Here is a 16,274-nt window from a genome sequence, read left to right as displayed (position 1 = left end):
CTCTACCGCATTGTCTAAAAGATCAATTGTAGCCTTGGCCAGGAGCCTTCTATGCAGTCGTCGTCGCGCCGCGCTTTTCTGGTTGGCCGCCGTACTGAGCAATCCCCCTGGGAAAGCTTTTTAGCCCGCCTGAGGCGCGTCGCCCAGGGGCAGGTCTATGACTTCACTACTTCCGCCGGCAGCGCCCGGCTGGTGCCGGGCCACATGCAGGATGTCTACCACGCGCGCGCCCTGTGCCGTGAATACGGCATCACGATGGCGCTCGATGGTGTGCCGTGCGCGTGTTCGCTGGACGACTCGCCCGTGCTGTGGCTTGAACCCGGTTCCGCCATGTCCCGTTGCGAACGCCTGGGGCCGGACGACCCGCGCTGGTTCGTGCAGCCGGGTTGCCTGATAGGCGATCTGGAATCTGCCGGCCTGCCGCAATTTCGCGATCAGCCGCCGCACCTGACCGTGGCCGCCTGGCTGGCGGACCGGCGCAGCTGCGACTGGTCCATCGGGCAGACCGCGGACAGCGGCCTGACGCATGCCCTGGTCCTGCTGGCCGATGGCACCCATGCCAACCTGGGGGCTTTTGGCGTGGACAACCGCAAGCCGCTGGACAATATGCGCGTCCAGGGCATGATTCCGCGCTTGTTCGAATTGAATGCGGATCTGCGCGACGCCAAGGGGCCGTACTGGGATGCCCGTTATCGGCTCGACGCGCTCAGTCCTGCTCAGGGGCAGACGATCAACCTTTCCCATCTGCTGCTGGGGCATGGCGGGGAACTGGGTTGGGTCGAATGGCTGGTGTTCGATGAACGGCAGGGGGCGCCGGCGGACCGACCCTACGAGTCCCGCTACGGCAATCGCCCTGGTCCCGGCGCGGCGCAGCGGGCAGCGGATCGGGCGGTGCGGGCCTTGTTCGATCCCGATGGATTATTTCCGTCACAGGGGCAGGATCTGCATGGCGTCGACACATGATCGGCATGCGCGCCAGACCATACCCGTGATCTGTGCAAGCAGCTAGAATGGCAGCACCCCTCATATAACTAGACAAGGCAACACGATGGACGAATCCCTGCGCGCGGCGGCGCTCGAATATCACGAACATGGCCGTCCCGGCAAAATCTCGGTGACTCCCACCAAGCAGTTGTCCAACCAGCGGGATCTGGCGCTGGCCTATTCCCCCGGAGTCGCGGCAGCGTGCGAGGAAATCGTCGCCGATTCCCACAATGCCTTTCGCTACACCGCGCGCGGCAATCTGGTGGGGGTGATCACCAACGGGACGGCAGTGCTGGGTCTGGGCAATATCGGGGCGCTGGCGTCCAAGCCCGTGATGGAAGGCAAGGCCGTGCTGTTCAAGAAATTTTCCGGCCTGGATGTATTCGACATCGAAATCAACGAACAAGACCCGGACAAACTGGTGGATATCATCGCCGGGCTGGAACCCACGTTCGGCGGCATCAACCTGGAAGACATCAAAGCCCCGGAATGCTTCGAGGTCGAACGCAAGCTGCGCGAGCGCATGAAGATCCCGGTCTTTCACGATGATCAGCACGGCACGGCCATCTGCGTGACCGCCGCCTTCATCAATGGCCTGGAAGTCGTCGACAAGGACATCTCCAAGGTCAAAGTCGTGGTGTCGGGCGCCGGCGCCGCCGCTCTGGGCTGCCTGGAACTGATGATGGACATGGGCCTGCCCCTGGAACACATCTGGGTATCCGACATCGAGGGCGTGGTCTACGAAGGCCGCACTGTCCTGATGGATCCGAAAAAAGCCCGCTTCGCGCAAAAGACCGATGCCCGTACGCTGAACGACATCATCGATGATGCCGATGTGTTCCTGGGCTTGTCGGCGGGCGGTGTGCTCAAGCCCGACATGGTCAAGAAAATGGCCGCTCGCCCGCTGGTGCTGGCCTTGGCCAATCCCAATCCCGAAATCCTGCCGTCCGATGCGATGGCGGCGCGCGACGACGTGGTCATCGCGACCGGGCGGTCCGATTTCCCCAATCAGGTCAACAATGTCCTGTGCTTCCCCTATATCTTCCGCGGGGCGCTGGACGTGGGCGCGACCACGATTACGCGCGGCATGGAAAAGGCCGCCGTCATGGCCATCTGCAAGCTGGCCCGCGAAGAACAGAACGATGTGGTCGCGGCGGCCTATGGCCTGTATGACGTCTCTTTCGGATCTAATTATTTCATCCCCAAGCCGTTCGATCCGCGCCTGATCGTGCGCATTTCACCGGCGGTCGCCAAGGCAGCCATGGACGATGGCGTGGCCACGCGCCCCCTGGCAGACCTGGATAGCTATGCTGAACAGCTGGAACAGTTCGTCTACCATTCCGGCGCCTTCATGAAGCCCTTGTTCTCCGCTGCGCGGGCGATGGTGCGCGAGGGCGGCAAAGCCCGCATCGTCTTTGCCGAAGGGGAAGACGAACGCGTCTTGCGCGCCGTGCAGATCGTCGTGGACGAACGCCTGGCTCGCCCCATTCTGATCGGTCGCCCCGCCGTGCTGGCGGCGCGCATCGAAAAATACGGCCTGCGCATCCGCCTGGGCGAGGACGTCGAGGTCACCAACCCCGAACACGATGATCGCTTCCATCGCTACTGGACGACTTACTGGGAACTGATGTGCCGGCGCGGCATCACCAAGGAAATGGCGCGGGTTGAAATGCGCCGCCGCCTGACCCTGATTGGCGCGATGATGGTGCATCTGGGCGATGCTGACGGCATGATCTGCGGCACGGTGGGTTCATACGGCAATCACCTGCGCTTCATCGACGAGGTGCTGGGCCTGCAGCCGGGCGCGCAGACCTATGCCGCCATGAATATCCTGCTGCTGGACGAGCGCACCATCGCTCTGGCCGATACGCACGTCAACGACAATCCGGATGCGGCGCAGATCGCGGAAATCACCCTGATGGCCGCCGAGGAAATGCGCCGCCTGAACATCGAGCCCAAGGCCGCCTTGCTGTCGCGTTCCAACTTCGGCACCGGCAGTTCGTCTTCCGGTGAAAAGATGCGTGCGGCGCTGGACTTGGTGCGCGAACGCGATCCGGACCTGGAAATCGACGGTGAAATGCACGGGGACTGCGCGTTGGATCCTGCCCTGAGGGCGCGCATCCTGCCGACCACCACGCTGCACGGCGAGGCCAATCTCTTGGTCTGCCCCAATGTGGATGCCGGCAATATCGCCTACAACCTACTCAAGACCGCTGCCGGCGGCAACGTGGCCGTCGGGCCTTTCCTGCTGGGCGCCAATGCGCCGGTGCATATCCTGACGTCCAGTTCCACCGTGCGCCGGATCGTCAACATGGCGGCCCTGACGGTGGTCGATGCCAATAAGCCACGACGTTCCTGACCGACCACAGGTCGGCCTGGTCCTCACGGGGGGCGGCGCGCGCGCCGCTTACCAGGCGGGTGTGCTGTCCGGCGTTTTGCGCATCCTGGACCCGGATGGCAGCGCCGGTTTTCGCAATCCCTTCGATATCGTCTGCGGCACTTCAGCCGGCGCCATCAATGCCGCCGCCCTGGCGTGCCGCGCCCATCAGCCGCACCGGGCCATCAATCACCTGTGCGAACTGTGGCAGTCTTTGCATACGCGCGACATTTATTATTCCGATGCGCCCCGCTTGATGCGCACCGGCCTGCAGTGGCTGGGCATGCTCACCCTGGGCTGGATTCGGCCACAACTGTCCCGCTATGCGCCGCATTCCCTGCTGGATAACGAACCACTGTCCGGTCTGTTGGGCAGAACGCTCAGTTTTTCCCGGCTGCAGACCAATCTGGATCGCGGGCACCTGAAGGCTCTGGCCATCACCGCCGCCGCCTATACGACCGGAGAACATCTGACCTTTTATCAGGCGGGAGAAGGCAGCATCCTGCCCTGGACGCGCACCTTGCGGCGTGCCGTGTCCTGTCCCATCGGGGTGGATCATTTGCTGGCGTCCAGCGCCATTCCCTTTGTATTCCCGGCGCGGGCAATTCTGGTGGGCGATCGCACCTTGTGGTGCGGCGACGGCTCGATGCGTCAGTTGGCGCCCATCAGTCCGGCCATCCATCTGGGTGCCGAGCGGGTCTTCGTCATCAGCACCAATTATCAGGACGAAACGCAGCCCGGCATCCGCGAACTGAACCCTGCCTACCCCAGCCTGGCGCAGATTGCGGGCCACACTTTATCCAATATTTTCCTGGACGGCATTTCGGTCGACATGGAGCGCATGGAGCGAATCAATGGGCTGCTTGCGCGAATCCCTGCAAATGGATTAAAAAGCGAGTCATTGCGGCCCATCCACACCCTGATGATCGCCCCCAGCAGGTCTCTGGATGAAATCGCGCTGGACCATCTGCATGAATTGCCGCGCGCCGTGCAGACCTTGTTCAGGGTGTTGGGGGTGTCGCCGCGCAAGACCGAGGCGGCAGGGGGGGCGCTGGCATCCTATTTGTTGTTCGAAGCAGGCTATACCAGGGACCTGATCGCGTTGGGCAGGGCAGATAGCATGAACCATGCTGATGAAATCATCACTTTTTTCAAGGAGTGGCCCGCATGAGTCTGGCCCAGATAAGCAAAATGTTCGCCAAGGGGGCCATTGACGCCCAGGCCGTGTCCGAACAGGATGCGCTGGCGGCTGCCACCGAAGCTGGCCTGGTGGCTTTTGTGGTGGACTGTGATCGGGCGCGCAGCCGTTCCGCTGTGTTGCGGGCGGTGGTGAAGGCCATTGATTACCCTGAATTCTTCGGCGGCAATCTGGATGCTTTGTATGACTGCCTGTGCGATACCGTCAGCGACCAGAAAACAGGCTTGTTCCTATGGTTCCGCCACCTGCATTCCGGCGATCCGGCGCTGGCTGAAGACGCTGAGGCCATCCGCGCGGTATGCGACGATGTGGTGGAATACGGTCAGAACAACGAACGCGTGTTTGCCTATGCCATCCAGCACGCAGGTGCGCATCCGGCCCCTGAGCCGGGCGTCGATCCCACGCCGTATTCAGGGCGCGAGGACGGCTGATCGGGCGCTGGGCTGCCTACCAGCCCAGCAGCGCTGTCGCTGCCGCCGTCATGGCCAGGCCGGCGGTTTCCGTGCGCAGCACCCGGGGTCCGAAGCGCACGCCTTGCAGTCCGTGATGCCGGGCCAAGTCCAGCTCTTCGGGCGACCAGCCGCCTTCCGGACCCACCAACACATTCAGAGTGTCCTGCGCATTGCTCAGGGCCTGCGAAAAGTCGCTGTCGCCGTCGGGGTGGCAGAACAGACTCAGGCCGTTTAACGCTGCCAGGTGATCGCGCAGCGGGGCGGGTTCGTGGATCTGCATCAGGCGGTTGCGACCGCATTGCTCGCTGGCTGCCTGGATGATCGCCTGCCAGCGGGCCAAGCGTTTTTCCAGGCGCGGGCCGCTCAGGCGCAGGACGCTGCGATCGGCGGCGACGGGGATCAGGGTGCTCACCCCGAGTTCCACTGCTTTTTCCACGACCCAGTCCATTTTGTCGCCCGAGGCGATCCCCTGGATCAGGGTCAGATGGCCGCGCAGCTCGCATTCGACGGTTTCGTGACGGCCCACGTCGGCCAGCGCGGTGCGCCCCTGTGTCTGCAATACCGCCGGGTATTGGCCGCCACGTCCATCGAACAGGATCACCGTCGTGCCGGCAGGCAGGCGCAGTACGCGCAGGGCGTGGTGCGCCAGGGACTCGGGTAGGGTGATCTGGGAGTCGGCCTGCAGCGGCGTCGGGCAGAAAAATCGGGCGGTCGGCATAAGCGGGGCATGTCCCTGCAGCGTGAATGCTCGGACTATAAACCGGACTGGTCGGGGTGGTAAAATTCATAGCTTTGTCATCCTGAGTTAAGGCGAGGCTTGCGGCCCTGGCTGCGTAGTTCGCCCCCAAGACCCTATGAGCGCTTTGCCCGTCCCCGATCCTTCCATGGCCAATGCGATTCGCATTCTGGCCATGGACGCTGTCCAACAAGCCAATTCCGGGCACCCCGGGGCCCCCATGGGCATGGCCGATATCGCGCACGTGTTGTGGACACGGCATTTGCGCCATAACCCGTCTGATCCCGCCTGGATGGATCGCGACCGCTTCGTGCTGTCCAACGGGCATGGCTCGATGCTGCTGTATGCCTTGCTGCATCTCAGCGGCTACGATCTGTCCATCGACGAACTGCGTAATTTCCGCCAGCTGCATTCCAAAACGCCCGGCCACCCCGAAGTCGGCATCACGCCGGGGGTGGAAACCACGACGGGGCCATTGGGCCAAGGCCTGGCCAACGCGGTCGGCATGGCGCTGGCCGAAGCGCTGCTGGCGCAGGAATTCAACCGCCCCGGCCACACCATCATCGACCACGACACCTATGCCTTCGTGGGCGACGGCTGCCTGATGGAAGGCATCTCGCACGAGGCCTGCTCGCTGGCGGGCACCCTGGGCCTGTCGCGCCTGATCGTGTTCTACGACGACAACGGCATTTCCATCGACGGCCAGGTGCAGAACTGGTTTGCCGACGACACCCCGGCGCGTTTCGAAGCGTATGGCTGGAACGTGCTGCGCGGCGTAGACGGCCACGACATGAACGCCGTGGATGCGGCTATCGTCCAGGCGCGTGCGCATGCCGCCTCGGGCCGCGGTCCCACCTTGATCTGCTGCCGTACCGAAATCGGGCGCGGCGCGCCCACCAAGGCCGGTAGCGAAAAGGTCCACGGCGCGCCGCTGGGCGCCGAAGAAATCGCCGCCGCCCGCAAGGCCATGGGCTGGAACCACCCGCCCTTCGACATTCCGCGCGAAATTTACGCCTACTGGAATGGCCGCGAACGCGGCGCCCAGCAGCAATCCGACTGGCAGGTGCGCTTTGACCACTATGCCGAAGCCCACCCCGAACTGGCGGCGCAGTTGTGCCGTCGTATGGCGGGCGAACTGCCGGTCGATTTCGCCGAGCGCGCCCGCGCCTACGTGCAGTCCACTCAGGACAAGGCCGAATCCATCGCCTCGCGCAAGGCGTCGCAGCAGGCGATTGCCGCCTTTGCCGATATCCTGCCCGAATTGCTGGGCGGCTCGGCCGACCTGACCGGCTCGAACTTCACCGACTGGAAGGGCGTCATACCGGTACGCCCCGCTGCGGACGGTCTGCAGGCCGGACGCCACATCAACTACGGCGTGCGCGAATTCGGCATGGCGGCCATCATGAACGGCATGGCCCTGCACGGCGGCTACCTGCCTTTCGGCGGCACTTTCCTGACGTTTTCCGACTATTCCCGCAATGCCCTGCGCATGGCTGCGCTGATGAAGCAGCGCGTGGTGCACGTGTTCACGCATGACTCCATCGGCTTGGGCGAAGACGGTCCCACCCACCAGTCCATCGAACATGCCGGCAGCCTGCGCCTGATCCCGAATCTGCACGTCTGGCGGCCTTGCGACACGACGGAAACTGCGGTGGCCTGGCAGGCTGCGCTGGCGCGTCCGGCCAGCGTGGGCATGGCGGTGCAACATGGCGGGCCGTCGGCGCTGCTGCTGTCGCGCCAGAATCTGCCGTTCATTGCCCGGGATGCGGACACCACCGCCGCCATTGCGCGTGGTGGTTATGTGCTGCGCGACATGGTGGGCGCTTGCGCCGTCATCATCGCCACCGGGTCCGAGGTCGAACTCGCCTTGCAGGCCCAGGACAGCCTGGCTGCCCGCGGCATCGCCACGCGGGTGGTGTCCATGCCTTGCACGCAGGTGTTCGATGCGCAGGATGCCGATTGGCGCAGCGCCGTGCTGCCTGCCGGTTTGCCGCGCGTCGCCGTCGAAGCGGGCGGCACGGCTACTTGGTACAAATACGTCGGTACGACCGGATCCGTCGTCGGTATCGACACGTTTGGGGAATCGGCTCCGGCCGGTGTGTTGTTCAAACATTTCAACCTCACGGCCGATCATGTTGCGGCCACGGTCGAGCAACTTTTGTAAAGGGAGACTTTTCTCATGACCATCCGCGTCGCTATCAATGGCTACGGCCGTATCGGCCGCAATATCCTGCGTGCTCATTACGAAGACGGCAAAAAGCACGATATCCAGATCGTGGCCATCAACGACCTGGGCAATCCCGAAACCAACGCACACCTGACCCGCTACGATACGGCTCATGGCCGCTTCCCCGGCACGGTCGAGGTCGATGGCGATTTCATGGTGGTCAATGGCGACCGCATCCGTGTGCTGGCCGATCGCGACCCCGCCAATCTGCCCTGGGGCGAATTGAAGGTCGACGTGGTGCTGGAATGCACCGGCTTTTTCACCACCAAGGAAAAAGCGTCCGCCCACCTGAAGGGCGGTGCGAAAAAGGTCATCATCTCCGCCCCCGGCGGTAAAGATGTGGACGCCACCATCGTCTACGGCGTCAACCACCAGGTGCTCAAGGCATCCGATACGGTGATCTCCAACGCCTCGTGCACCACCAACTGCCTGGCCCCCCTGGTGCATCCCCTGCACCAACAGCTGGGGATCGTCAACGGCCTGATGACCACCGTGCACGCCTACACCAATGATCAGGTGCTGACCGACGTCTATCACTCCGACCTGCGCCGCGCGCGTTCGGCCACGCACAGCATGATCCCGACAAAGACGGGCGCCGCTTCCGCCGTCGGCCTGGTGCTGCCCGAACTGAACGGCAAGCTCGACGGCTACGCCATCCGCGTGCCGACGATCAATGTGTCCATCGTCGACCTGTCTTTCGTGGCCGCGCGTGAAACCACGGTGGAAGAAGTCAACGGCATCCTCAAAGCCGCCTCCGAAGGCCCGCTGAAGGGCATTCTGAACTACACCACCGAACCCCTGGTGTCGGTCGATTTCAACCACGACCCGGCCTCCAGCACCGTGGACGCTGGGCTGACCAAGGTGTCCGGCAACCTGGTGAAGGTCGGCTCCTGGTACGACAACGAATGGGGTTTCTCCAATCGCATGCTCGATACCACGGTCGCTCTGATGGCTGCCAAGTAAGCCGGGGATCCCGGTAATCGTTTTGCCGGCGCGCCCGATGCGGGCGCTGCCGTGCTTCAAGGCAAATCATGTCGATACAGACTCTTTCCGGCCTGGCTCAGGCAGGCGCCCTGGCGGGCAAGCGCGTGTTCATCCGCTCCGACCTGAACGTCCCTCTGGATCAGGGGAAAATCACCGAAGACACCAGGGTACGGGCGTCTGTGCCGGCTATCCGGCTGGCGCTGGATGCCGGGGCGTCCGTCATGGTGACGTCCCACCTGGGCCGCCCCAAGGAAGGCGTGGTAGGCCCCGACGATACCTTGCAGCCGGTCGCCGATCGCCTGGCTGAATTGCTGGGCCGCCCGGTGCGCCTGGTGCGCGACTGGGTGGATGGGGTCGAATTGGCGGCGGGCGAGGTCGTGCTGCTGGAAAATTGCCGTTGCAATCCGGGCGAAAAAAAGAACGATCTGGATCTGGCGCGCCGCATGGCGGCTTTGTGCGATGTCTATGTCAATGACGCTTTCGGCACCGCACACCGGGCCGAAGCCACCACCGAAGGCATGGCCCGTTTCGCGCCTGCGGCTTGCGCCGGGCCGCTGCTGGCAGCCGAACTGGACGCCCTGGGCCGCGCCTTGCAGGCGCCGCGCCGCCCCATGGTGGCCATCGTGGGCGGGTCCAAGGTCTCTACCAAACTGTCCATTCTGCAAGCCCTGGCCGACAAGGTCGATCAGCTGATCGTGGGCGGCGGGATTGCCAACACCTTCATGCTGGCGGCAGGGCTGCCCATTGGGAAATCCCTGGCTGAACCCGATCAGGTCGATCAGGCCCAGGCCGTCATGCAGGCCATGCAAGCGCGCGGCGTGCAGGTGCCGATTCCGGTGGATGTGGTGGTGGCCAAGACCTTCGCCGCCGATGCGCCTGCCACGATCAAGGCCGCTGCCGACGTGGCGTCCGACGATCTGATTCTGGACATCGGCCCGCAGACGGCGGCGCAGCTGGCGCAGCAGTTGCGTCAGGCAGGCACCATCGTCTGGAACGGCCCGGTAGGCGTATTCGAATTCGATGCTTTCGCCAACGGCACCCAGGTGATTGCTCAGGCCATCGCCGAATCCGATGGTTTTTCCATCGCCGGCGGCGGCGACACCCTGGCGGCCATTGCCAAATACGGCATTGCCGATCGGGTGGGCTACATTTCCACGGGCGGCGGGGCCTTCCTGGAATTCCTGGAAGGCAAGACGCTGCCGGCTGTGGCCGCCTTGCAGGCGCGAAACGCCTGAGGTCTGTTAGAATTCATGGGGCGGGCCCCTTCGCATGGTTCGGCGGTGAATCTGGTCAGGTCGGGAACGAAGCAGCCACAGCCGTGCAGAACCAGTGCCGAAGTCAGGCTCGCCTTTCCTTTTGTCTCTTCCGGGCGGCGGCCGACTCATGAGCTATCTCGTTCTGGCGCGCAAATGGCGCCCCCGTTCCTTCGATACCCTGATCGGGCAGGATCACGTGGTCCGGGCGCTGACCCATGCCTTGTCATCGGGGCGTCTGCATCATGCCTGGCTGTTCACCGGCACACGGGGCGTGGGCAAGACCACCCTGTCGCGCATCCTGGCCAAATCCCTGAACTGCGCTGACGGCGTCACGGCAACCCCTTGTGGTCATTGCCAGGCCTGCACCGAGATCGATGCCGGGCGCTATGTCGACTACATCGAGCTCGACGCGGCGTCCAATCGTGGGGTGGACGAAATGACCCAGCTGCTGGAGCAAGCGGTGTATGCGCCGTCGTCCGGTCGCTACAAGGTCTACATGATCGACGAAGTCCACATGCTCACCGGGCATGCCTTCAACGCCATGCTGAAGACCCTGGAAGAACCCCCCGAGCACGTCAAGTTCATTCTGGCCACCACGGATCCGCAAAAAATTCCCGTGACGGTGCTGTCGCGCTGCTTGCAGTTCAATCTCAAGCAGATGACGGTACCGGCCATCGTCGAACATCTGCAGCAGGTCCTGGATCAGGAATCGATTCCCGCCGAACCGCAGGGCCTGCGGCTGATCGCCCAGGCAGCGGCGGGTTCCATGCGCGATGCCTTGTCCCTGACGGATCAGGCGATTTCCTATGCGGCAGGCAATCTCACCGCTGCCGCGGTGGGCGAAATGCTGGGGACGCTGGATCAGCATCACCTGGTGGCTCTGCTGCAGGCGCTGGCGGCGGCGGATGCGCCGGGCGTCCTGGCCGTCGCCGACGAGCTGGCGTCGCGGGGCCTGTCGTTTCAGGCCGCGCTGGCCGATCTGGCGGTGTTGCTGTCGCGGGTCGCCATCGCCCAGCGTCTGGGGCATGCCCAGGCGGATGATCCGCTGGCCGATGACGTCCAGACCTTGGCGGCCAGCCTGGGGCCGGATGATCTGCAGCTGTTCTACGCCGTTGCCGTCCACAGCCGCCAGGAATTGGCCCTGGCGCCGGACGAATACGCCGGCTTCGTGATGGCCTGCCTGCGCATGCTGGCCCTGCTGCCGCCGGATCGTGTGCCGCCTGTGCGGCTGGACCCGCCGGTGGGCCGGTCCGTCGCTGCGCCCGCAGCGCTTGCCGAACCGCCTGCCGTGGCCGCCGAGCCGCCCGCCTGGGAAGACCCCGTCGCGTCACCGCCGCCGCAGGCTGTCGTGCCGGCGGAACCACACACGCCGCCGCGCCCGCCGATGGCTGCCGCCGCGCCCGTCTCTGAACCCGCGGCACTGGGCGGTCATGCCGCCGGTGCCGATCGGCCCCCGGTTCCGGATGATCACGAACCCGCAGCCCAGGACTGGACGATGGATGTGCCCGAGGACGCCGATGGCGCGCCGGGAGCCGATATCATGGCGCTGGATGACGAAGACCTGCCGGTCCGGCTGGCGGATCTGCAGGGGGGCTCTGCGGCGCCTGCCGTCGTCGACGTCCCCGACCCCGCCCACCTGTCCGCATCGGATTGGCCAGCCTTGGCGGCGGAACTGCCGGTGACAGGGGCTGCCCGGGCTCTGGCCTTGAACAGCGAATGGCAGGGCGGGGATGAACATCGTATCCGTCTGCGCGTGGCGATCCATACCCTGATCGAAGGCGGTGCCCACGACCGGCTGCGCACCGTGTTGTCCGAATACTTCAGCCGGGTGCTGCGTCTGGATGTCGAGTACGGCGATACGGGCGACGATACGGCGGCGGCGGTGGATCAGGCCACCCGCGCCCAACGCCAGCAGGATGCCGAACAAGCAGCGGATCGCGACGAACTGGTTCAGGCCCTGGTCGGACAGTTTGCCGCTCGCGTCGTGCCCGGCTCGGTCCGTCCGCCTGCGGTATAGTCCCTGTTCTCTTTCCCCTCTCTTTACCCAATCAGGACATCGCCATGATGAAAGGTCAGATTGCCGGTTTGATGCGTCAGGCCCAGCAAATGCAGGAAAACATGAAAAAGGCTCAGGACGCCCTGGCCGATTTGATCGTCGAAGGCGCATCTGGCGGTGGCCTGGTGACCGTCACCATGAACTGCAAATACGACGTCAAGCGCGTCGTCATCGACCCGTCGCTGTTCGACGATGATCGCGACATGATCGAAGACCTGGTCGCGGCGGCTTTCAACGACGCTCAGCGCAAGGCCGAAGCCACCGCCCAGGAAAAGATGTCGGCTGTGACCGCGGGCATGTCTTTGCCGGCAGGCATGAAACTGCCGTTCTGACATGGCGGCAGACCTGCCCGAACCGGAACCCCTGCGGGCGTTGATCGACGCCCTGCGTGGTTTGCCGGGCGTGGGGGTGCGCACTGCGCGGCGCATGGCGTACCACCTGCTGCAAAACGACCCCGACGGGGCGCTGAAGCTGGGCGGGGCGCTGTGCGATGCCGTCAACGGCCTATGCCATTGCGAGCGCTGCAATTCCTTTTCCCAGACGCCGCTGTGCGAGACCTGTCAGAATGCGGACCGCGACGCTTCCTTATTGTGCGTGGTTGAAACGCCTGCCGATCAGAACATGATCGAGGCCAGCCACGGCTATCAGGGCCTGTACTACGTCCTGATGGGGCGGCTGGCGCCGCTGGAAGGCATCGGTCCGGATCAGGTGCAGTTTGCCCGCCTGTTGGATCGCGCCACCGACGGCCAGGTCCGCGAAGTGATCCTGGCCACCAATTTCACCGCCGAGGGCGAAACCACGGCGTATTACCTGTCCGACATGCTGCGCGAACGGGGACTGACGGTCACGCGCTTGGCCCGAGGCGTGCCCAGCGGCGGAGAGCTTGAATACGTCGATGCCGGAACAATCGCCTGGGCCTTGATGGAACGCCGTTAGCGGCGATCTGCCGCTGGGGCTGACAAAGGGCGGTCGCGGTCGTTGCACGGCGCAATCTCCGGTCTTATCCGCGTTATTATGCTGGCTCAGCATCAATTCAATAATGGAGACAAGACCATGTCGATTTCTCGTCGTGAACTGCTGAAAACCGCTGGCGCAGCGGGTTTGCTGGGTGCTATCCCAGGCCTGACGCGCGCCCAGGCGACTGCCCTGGAAAAGTCTTCGTTGACTATCGCGGTGGGCGGCCAGCCTCTGATCTACTACTTGCCGCTGTCGGTGGCGCACCTGAAAGGCTACTTCAAGGCAGAAGGCCTGGATGCCACGATTGCAGATTTCGCGGGTGGTTCCAAGGCCTTGCAGGCCGTGGTTGGCGGCAGTGCGGACATCGTGTCCGGCGCCTTCGAGCACACGATCAATTTGCAGTCCAAGGGCCAGTTCTATCGCTGTTTCGCTCTGCAGGGCAGGGCGCCCATGATCGTGCTGGGGGTCTCGAAAAAGACCATGTCCGACTACAAGTCGCCCGCCGATCTGAAGGGCAAGAAAATCGGTGTGACGGCGCCGGGGTCTTCGACCAATATGATGGCCAGTTTCTTTCTGGCTCAACATGGACTCAAACCCACCGATGTGTCGTACATCGGTGTCGGCGCCGGCGCGGGGGCGGTAACAGCGCTGCGCACGGGGCAGATCGATGCCATCGCCAATCTGGACCCCGTCATCAGCACGCTGGTCAAAGAAGACGCGCTGCAGGTCATCGCCGATACGCGCACCCTGAAGGACGCGCGGCAGATTTTCGGCGGCAATATGCCGTCCGGCTGCCTGTACACCTCGCAGGCCTTCATTGACGCCAATCCCAACACCACCCAGGCCCTGGCCAATGCCATCGTGCGAGCCGACAAATGGATCCAGGCGGCGACGCCCGACGACATTGCCAAGCTGGTCCCCGAATCCTATTTGCTGGGTGATCCCGAACTGTACAAGCTGGCGCTGAAAGGCAACCGCGAAGCCCTCTCTCCCGATGGCATGGTGCCGGAAGACGGCCCGCAGACGGCCCTGAACGCCTTGGCGGAATTCGTGCCGAATTTCGATCGCACCAAGATCGATATTTCACGGATCTGGACCAACCAGTTCGCCATCAAAGCCGACCAGAAATATCCGCATGGCTGATCCGCAAGACAAGACCGCAGCGGTCGAGCAGCCGCCCGCGCTGCTGCTCGACCGGGTCACCTGCACCTTCACCTCGCCCGATGGATCGGCCTATACGGCCATGCGCGATGCCAGCTTGACCGTCGCGCCGGGCGAGTTCGTCTCGGTCGTGGGGCCGACTGGCTGTGGAAAATCCACATTGTTGAACATGGCGGCTGGCCTCTTGCACCCTTCTTCGGGCTCGGTCAGCGTCTTTGGCGAACCCTTGCGGGGTGTGAATCATCGGGCCGGCTACATGTTCCAGGGCGAGGCCTTGATGCCCTGGCGCAATGCGCTGGCCAATGTCACGGCAGGGCTGGAATTCGCCGGCGTCTCCAGCGCGGATGCCACCGAACAGGGCCGCGACTGGATGCGTCGCGTCGGCCTGGGCGGTTTCGAAGACCGCTATCCCCACCAGATGTCCGGCGGGATGCGCAAGCGCACCATGCTGGCCCAGACCCTGATCCGTGATCCCGACATCATCCTGATGGACGAGCCTTTCTCGGCCCTGGATATCCAGACGCGTCAGCTGATGGAAAACGAGGTCCTGGACCTGTGGATGGCGCGCCGCAAGGCCGTGCTGTTCATCACCCACGATCTGGACGAGGCCATCGCCATGAGCGACCGGGTCGTCGTGCTGTCCGCCGGGCCTGAAACCCATCCGATCGGGGAATTCGTCATCGATATTCCCCGACCACGCGATGTCGCCGAGGTCCGCATGGATGCCCGCTTCATCGAACTGCATCAGGGTATCTGGGCCGTGCTGCGCGACGAAGTCCTGAAGGGCTACGAGCGGCAGAAACGGACCTGATCCACCGATCCCCTCGGCCTGCCGGCGCGTGCGTCCGGGGCTTGAACAGGAGCTTGTTCTCATCATGAATGCTGAATTGCCCAGACCTGTCCTGCGACTGCTGCAGGTGACCCTGTTGGTGCTGATCCTGTTGATCTGGCACTGGGCGTCTCAGAACCGCAATGTCGCCTTCTTCTTTGGTCGGCCGGTCGAAGTCGCCCAGGTGATCTGGGCCTGGTTCGTCACCGATGCCAGCATCTACCGCCATCTGTGGATTACCTTGTCGGAAACGGTCCTGGCGTTTTTCATCGGCACGATCGGCGGCCTGGGTTTTGGCCTGTGGCTGGGCCTGTCGCGCACGGCCAGCGCCCTGCTGGAACCCTACGTAACAGCAGCCAATTCCATGCCGCGCGTGATCCTGGCGCCGATCTTCGGCATGTGGTTCGGCCTGGGTATCTGGTCCAAGGTCGCCCTGGCCGTCACGCTGGTGTTCTTCATCGTCTTTTTCAACGTCTACCGGGGCGTGCGCGAGGTCTCGCCGACCCTGCTGGACAACGCCCGGATGTTGGGCGCTTCCCGCCGCCAGTTGCTGCGCCACGTGTACATTCCCTCGGCCACCAGCTGGGTGTTCTCCAGCCTGCACACATCGGTAGGCCTCGCGTTCGTGGGGGCGGTCGTGGGTGAATACCTGGGTTCCGCCGCCGGCGTCGGCTACCTGATCCTGCAGGCCGAAGGCACACTGGACGTCAACACGGTTTTTGCCGGCATCGTGGTGCTGACCATTTTTGCTCTGTTGCTGGATGGCGCAGTGTCCCTGGCCGAACGCCGGCTGCTGGTCTGGCAGCCAGGCCCAGGGACCGCAGACAAGACCTGAGCGGACGCACCACACCAACACCAACACCGTCTTTGCGGTTGTCAGATCAGAGACAAGCTGTCCGGGAAGCCAGCAGGCTACATGCGCCCAGTCGACCAGCGCCGGATGCTGACGAAGGGAGCCAGGGGGATTTCGGTGGACGTGTTTGAGGAGCGCAGCGACGAGTTCGTCCACCGCCCTGGCGGACGAGGCAGATCCGGGAAGTCCGGCCAAAGGCCGGAC

Annotated in this window: 14 protein-coding genes and 1 other RNA gene; 14 read left to right on the top strand and 1 reads right to left on the bottom strand. The window is 63.9% G+C overall.

Annotated features, from left to right (window positions below; translation table 11 throughout):
- The first annotated feature begins 51 nt into the window (after nt 1-51).
- The 4 genes from WBF69_RS03575 to WBF69_RS03560 all read left to right on the top strand — a co-directional run bounded on the left by WBF69_RS03575 (nt 52) and on the right by WBF69_RS03560 (nt 4,990).
- Nucleotides 52-963 carry a hypothetical protein gene (locus tag WBF69_RS03575; protein ID WP_424261304.1) on the top strand — a complete coding sequence of 304 codons (912 nt, stop codon included), beginning with the start codon at nt 52-54 and terminating at the stop codon, nt 961-963.
- Between the two features lie 85 nt (nt 964-1,048).
- On the top strand, nt 1,049-3,343 hold the full coding sequence (locus WBF69_RS03570; RefSeq protein WP_424261302.1) for an NADP-dependent malic enzyme: 2,295 nt from the start codon (nt 1,049-1,051) through the stop codon (nt 3,341-3,343).
- A complete protein-coding gene (locus tag WBF69_RS03565) occupies nt 3,318-4,532 on the top strand; it encodes a patatin-like phospholipase family protein (protein ID WP_424261300.1) in 1,215 nt (404 codons plus the stop codon). The genes WBF69_RS03570 and WBF69_RS03565 overlap by 26 nt, the downstream gene beginning before the upstream one ends.
- Entirely contained in the window at nt 4,529-4,990 is a 462-nt protein-coding gene (locus tag WBF69_RS03560; RefSeq protein WP_424261298.1) for a barstar family protein, read from the top strand. Before WBF69_RS03565 ends, WBF69_RS03560 begins: the two co-directional genes overlap by 4 nt.
- Nucleotides 4,991-5,006: 16 nt before the next feature.
- Here the strand turns inward: WBF69_RS03560 and WBF69_RS03555 are convergent, their stop codons facing one another.
- Nucleotides 5,007-5,729: a 16S rRNA (uracil(1498)-N(3))-methyltransferase gene (locus WBF69_RS03555; protein WP_424261296.1), complete on the bottom strand. Its 723-nt coding sequence runs from the start codon at nt 5,727-5,729 to the stop codon at nt 5,007-5,009.
- Nucleotides 5,730-5,865: 136 nt separating this feature from the next.
- Between WBF69_RS03555 and tkt the strand changes: the two genes are divergently transcribed.
- From tkt to WBF69_RS03505, 10 genes are all read left to right on the top strand, one after another.
- Complete coding sequence (gene tkt / locus WBF69_RS03550) at nt 5,866-7,911, top strand: transketolase (RefSeq protein WP_424261295.1); 2,046 nt, start codon at nt 5,866-5,868, stop codon at nt 7,909-7,911.
- A 15-nt stretch (nt 7,912-7,926) separates the two neighbouring features.
- Nucleotides 7,927-8,937 (top strand): type I glyceraldehyde-3-phosphate dehydrogenase, encoded by a 1,011-nt coding sequence (gene gap / locus WBF69_RS03545; protein ID WP_424261293.1) that lies wholly within the window; start codon nt 7,927-7,929, stop codon nt 8,935-8,937.
- A 68-nt stretch (nt 8,938-9,005) separates the two neighbouring features.
- Entirely contained in the window at nt 9,006-10,193 is a 1,188-nt protein-coding gene (locus tag WBF69_RS03540; protein WP_424261291.1) for a phosphoglycerate kinase, read from the top strand.
- A gap of 19 nt (nt 10,194-10,212) precedes the next feature.
- Nucleotides 10,213-10,310, top strand: an RNA gene (ffs, locus tag WBF69_RS03535) — signal recognition particle sRNA small type.
- A 31-nt stretch (nt 10,311-10,341) separates the two neighbouring features.
- Entirely contained in the window at nt 10,342-12,231 is a 1,890-nt protein-coding gene (dnaX, locus tag WBF69_RS03530; RefSeq protein WP_424261289.1) for a DNA polymerase III subunit gamma/tau, read from the top strand.
- Nucleotides 12,232-12,275: 44 nt separating this feature from the next.
- Nucleotides 12,276-12,602, top strand: coding sequence for a YbaB/EbfC family nucleoid-associated protein (locus WBF69_RS03525; RefSeq protein WP_424261287.1), 327 nt, complete (start codon nt 12,276-12,278; stop codon nt 12,600-12,602).
- Nucleotide 12,603: 1 nt separating this feature from the next.
- Nucleotides 12,604-13,206, top strand: a complete 603-nt coding sequence (recR, locus tag WBF69_RS03520; RefSeq protein WP_424261285.1) for a recombination mediator RecR — start codon at nt 12,604-12,606, stop codon at nt 13,204-13,206.
- A 117-nt stretch (nt 13,207-13,323) separates the two neighbouring features.
- On the top strand, nt 13,324-14,370 hold the full coding sequence (locus tag WBF69_RS03515; RefSeq protein ID WP_424261283.1) for an ABC transporter substrate-binding protein: 1,047 nt from the start codon (nt 13,324-13,326) through the stop codon (nt 14,368-14,370).
- Complete coding sequence (locus WBF69_RS03510) at nt 14,363-15,199, top strand: ABC transporter ATP-binding protein (protein WP_424261281.1); 837 nt, start codon at nt 14,363-14,365, stop codon at nt 15,197-15,199. The genes WBF69_RS03515 and WBF69_RS03510 overlap by 8 nt, the downstream gene beginning before the upstream one ends.
- 64 nt (nt 15,200-15,263) lie before the next feature.
- Nucleotides 15,264-16,052, top strand: a complete 789-nt coding sequence (locus WBF69_RS03505) for an ABC transporter permease (protein ID WP_424261279.1) — start codon at nt 15,264-15,266, stop codon at nt 16,050-16,052.
- The last annotated feature ends 222 nt before the right edge of the window (nt 16,053-16,274 follow it).

The sequence above is a fragment of the Castellaniella sp. genome, from assembly GCF_049673105.1.
GTDB lineage: Bacteria > Pseudomonadota > Gammaproteobacteria > Burkholderiales > Burkholderiaceae_B > Castellaniella.
Note: the sequence above shows the minus strand (reverse complement) of the source record. Positions and strands in the feature narration are given on the sequence as shown.

What these genes read in the sequence shown, in the direction of transcription:
- WBF69_RS03575 (WP_424261304.1), top strand. Translation starts at nt 52, where the DNA reads ATGCAGTCGTCGTCGCGCCGCGCTTTTCTGGTTGGCCGCCGTACTGAG.
- WBF69_RS03570 (WP_424261302.1), top strand. Translation starts at nt 1,049, where the DNA reads ATGGACGAATCCCTGCGCGCGGCGGCGCTCGAATATCACGAACATGGC.
- WBF69_RS03565 (WP_424261300.1), top strand. Translation starts at nt 3,318, where the DNA reads ATGCCAATAAGCCACGACGTTCCTGACCGACCACAGGTCGGCCTGGTC.
- WBF69_RS03560 (WP_424261298.1), top strand. Translation starts at nt 4,529, where the DNA reads ATGAGTCTGGCCCAGATAAGCAAAATGTTCGCCAAGGGGGCCATTGAC.
- WBF69_RS03555 (WP_424261296.1), bottom strand. Translation starts at nt 5,729, where the DNA reads ATGCCGACCGCCCGATTTTTCTGCCCGACGCCGCTGCAGGCCGACTCC.
- tkt (WP_424261295.1), top strand. Translation starts at nt 5,866, where the DNA reads ATGAGCGCTTTGCCCGTCCCCGATCCTTCCATGGCCAATGCGATTCGC.
- gap (WP_424261293.1), top strand. Translation starts at nt 7,927, where the DNA reads ATGACCATCCGCGTCGCTATCAATGGCTACGGCCGTATCGGCCGCAAT.
- WBF69_RS03540 (WP_424261291.1), top strand. Translation starts at nt 9,006, where the DNA reads ATGTCGATACAGACTCTTTCCGGCCTGGCTCAGGCAGGCGCCCTGGCG.
- dnaX (WP_424261289.1), top strand. Translation starts at nt 10,342, where the DNA reads ATGAGCTATCTCGTTCTGGCGCGCAAATGGCGCCCCCGTTCCTTCGAT.
- WBF69_RS03525 (WP_424261287.1), top strand. Translation starts at nt 12,276, where the DNA reads ATGATGAAAGGTCAGATTGCCGGTTTGATGCGTCAGGCCCAGCAAATG.
- recR (WP_424261285.1), top strand. Translation starts at nt 12,604, where the DNA reads ATGGCGGCAGACCTGCCCGAACCGGAACCCCTGCGGGCGTTGATCGAC.
- WBF69_RS03515 (WP_424261283.1), top strand. Translation starts at nt 13,324, where the DNA reads ATGTCGATTTCTCGTCGTGAACTGCTGAAAACCGCTGGCGCAGCGGGT.
- WBF69_RS03510 (WP_424261281.1), top strand. Translation starts at nt 14,363, where the DNA reads ATGGCTGATCCGCAAGACAAGACCGCAGCGGTCGAGCAGCCGCCCGCG.
- WBF69_RS03505 (WP_424261279.1), top strand. Translation starts at nt 15,264, where the DNA reads ATGAATGCTGAATTGCCCAGACCTGTCCTGCGACTGCTGCAGGTGACC.